At 47.8% G+C, this 2,297-nt stretch carries 2 protein-coding genes and 1 pseudogene; 1 reads left to right on the forward strand and 2 read right to left on the reverse strand.

What is annotated here, in order from left to right; all coding sequences use genetic code 11:
• Together ACR0P9_RS11250 and ACR0P9_RS11255 are read right to left on the reverse strand one after the other, a co-directional pair.
• Positions 1-791: M56 family metallopeptidase (locus ACR0P9_RS11250; RefSeq protein ID WP_432620190.1), on the reverse strand; the 791-nt coding region annotated here is incomplete at its 3' end.
• Between the two features lie 253 nt (positions 792-1,044).
• Positions 1,045-1,467, reverse strand: a complete 423-nt coding sequence (locus ACR0P9_RS11255; protein ID WP_432620192.1) for a BlaI/MecI/CopY family transcriptional regulator — start codon at positions 1,465-1,467, stop codon at positions 1,045-1,047.
• A 209-nt stretch (positions 1,468-1,676) separates the two neighbouring features.
• Between ACR0P9_RS11255 and ACR0P9_RS11260 the strand changes: the two are divergent.
• Positions 1,677-2,297, forward strand: a pseudogene (locus ACR0P9_RS11260) (hypothetical protein); the annotation flags it as partial.

Raw genomic sequence — 2,297 nt, forward strand, 5'->3', positions numbered from 1 at the left:
AAAAACCATTCTCCGTCTAAATACAATTGATATGTTCCGTCAAATTCTTTTTGAATTATGGTATGTTCCGGATTTAAATCTACGGTATTTGGTTCTGTGCTCGGTGGCGGATTGTATGCTGGCTGCAACTGAAATGTATAAGAGATGCGGAAGAAAAGGAAGAAGAGAAGCAGCAAACATGCTGTCGCGACAACGTGCGGTTTTTCATCGCCGCAGCGTATAACCATATTGAATCGTTCTTTGAGGTCATGATTTTCATCGTTATGAGAAAATGCAGTCACAGAATATGGTGTATAGGCGCGTTCTAATGTAGAGAGTATCGTCCGCAAATATTCTGCGCGTTGCTGTTTTGAGAGCCGCTTAGAAACCGAAGCATCACACCGCAGTTCTACGATTTGTTCCAAGTCTCTTCTCAACAGATAGACGACTGGGTTCCACCAAAACAGGATACAAAAAATCTCAACCAATGTTTTCAGCAGCGTATCATGATGCAGAAAATGCGTATACTCATGGAGAAGAATATATTGCAGTTGCTCGTCGGAATACGCTTCATCCGGCAAGACGATGATTTTGTGAAATACACCGAGACCAAACGGAGAATGCAAATTCTTGATACGATAGCCGTCAATATAGAAGTTGCGATTGCTTTGCGCCTGCATATCTTGCAAAAGCTGCTCTGTGTGCGCATCCCAAGGGTCTGCGTACTGACGAATATTGTGCAATACCGAGTAATATTGCCGTGCATATCGGCACAAGAACACGCAGGAGACAAGAATCCAAGTTATTGTCACGGGAATCCATATTCTTTTATATAGAAGCCAGTCACAAAATACGGCGTAAAACGAGAAATTTTCGACAACCGAAACCCGTGGAAGCTCCAACGGGAAAAAGCCGCGCAGCATACTGCAAAAATACAGCAAGACAAACCACGGCAAGCCGAGGCGATACGCCTTTGGCAAGATACGACGCAGCAGATAGAGGACAGATATAAAGAGACTGCTCCATATCACGGCAGAAAGGAAAGAAAAAGAATTGATGTGCATATTATTCATCTCCTGTATCTTCTGCTTCGTACTGCTCGATCATCTTTTCCAACTCTTGTACAAGCGCGGCATCCTGTTCGGACACGTGCTCTTTTTTCTTGGCAGCTTTTTTGACAAACGCTACAGCAATTTTGGCAAAAGATGCTGTGGTAACACCTTGTGCCTCCAGAAAATCAGAAAGATAGTGCTCTTTGTCAAAGCACGGTACAAATTGTCTCGAATAGTGAGAACCTTCCTGCACCATGCCGCAGACCGTCACAAAGCCTTTCTTTTGCAGGGATTGCAGCATTTTATGGATATAATTGCTGCTCCAATTGGTATCAGATGCCAGCTTACCCAGCTGCGCGCTGGTCAGCGGTGTCTTTGCCTTCCAGAAAATATTCATCAGCTGCTCTTCTGTATTGGATAATGCATGTACACTCATAGTATTCACCTGCCTTTCTGGCCATTCACTTATTTGGTGAATGGTGATGCTTAGATTATAGGATTCTTGACATAGTTTGTCAAGGCGAATCTCGCATTTCACAAAACATTTACATCTCAGCCCGCCCTGCTCCTTGCTTTTTGCTAAACCGTATGATTAAATAAAAGTATACAAATACGGAGACAAAAGAGAGATGGGAGGAGAGCAAGATGGGAAGATCTGGCGCAGGCGGCGGTAGCGGCTTCGGCGGAAGCGGCGGTTTTAGCGGAGGCGGTCGAGACAGCGGCGGCTTCAGCGGCGGTGGTTTCGGCAGCGGACGCAGTGGACAGGGCGGCTTCGGCGGCGGATTTGGTGGCCCGCCACCGGGTGGTTTTGGCGGTCCGCCACCCAGACCGCCGCGATACCACGGACACAGCAGCGGCTTTTGGGAAGGCATGATTCTCGGCAGTCTGCTCAATGACCGCAGAGGCGGCGGAGGAAATCGCCCGCCCAACAATCGCAACAACCAAAACAACTCCGGCTGCGGCATCGGCTGTCTGATTGTCATTCTGTTGGTTCTTGCTTTGGGAATTGTTGCGGTTGCGCTTGGCGGAAGTTCATCGGATTCCGTTACGAAATCAACAGTGCAGCGCGAAGCTCTGCCAGCCAGTGCCGTGAACGAGACCGACTATTATACCGATGAAGCGGGTTGGATCAGCAATAAAAATCAGCTGACCAGCGGCATGAAGGATTTTTATCAGCGTACCGGCGTGCAGCCCTATCTATATATTCTGCGCGATTACAACGGCAGCACGACACCGAGCACCACACAGCTTCAGCAGTTCGCCGAG

Source organism: Butyricicoccus sp. (assembly GCF_050872565.1).
Taxonomy (GTDB): Bacteria; Bacillota; Clostridia; order Oscillospirales; family Butyricicoccaceae; genus Butyricicoccus_A.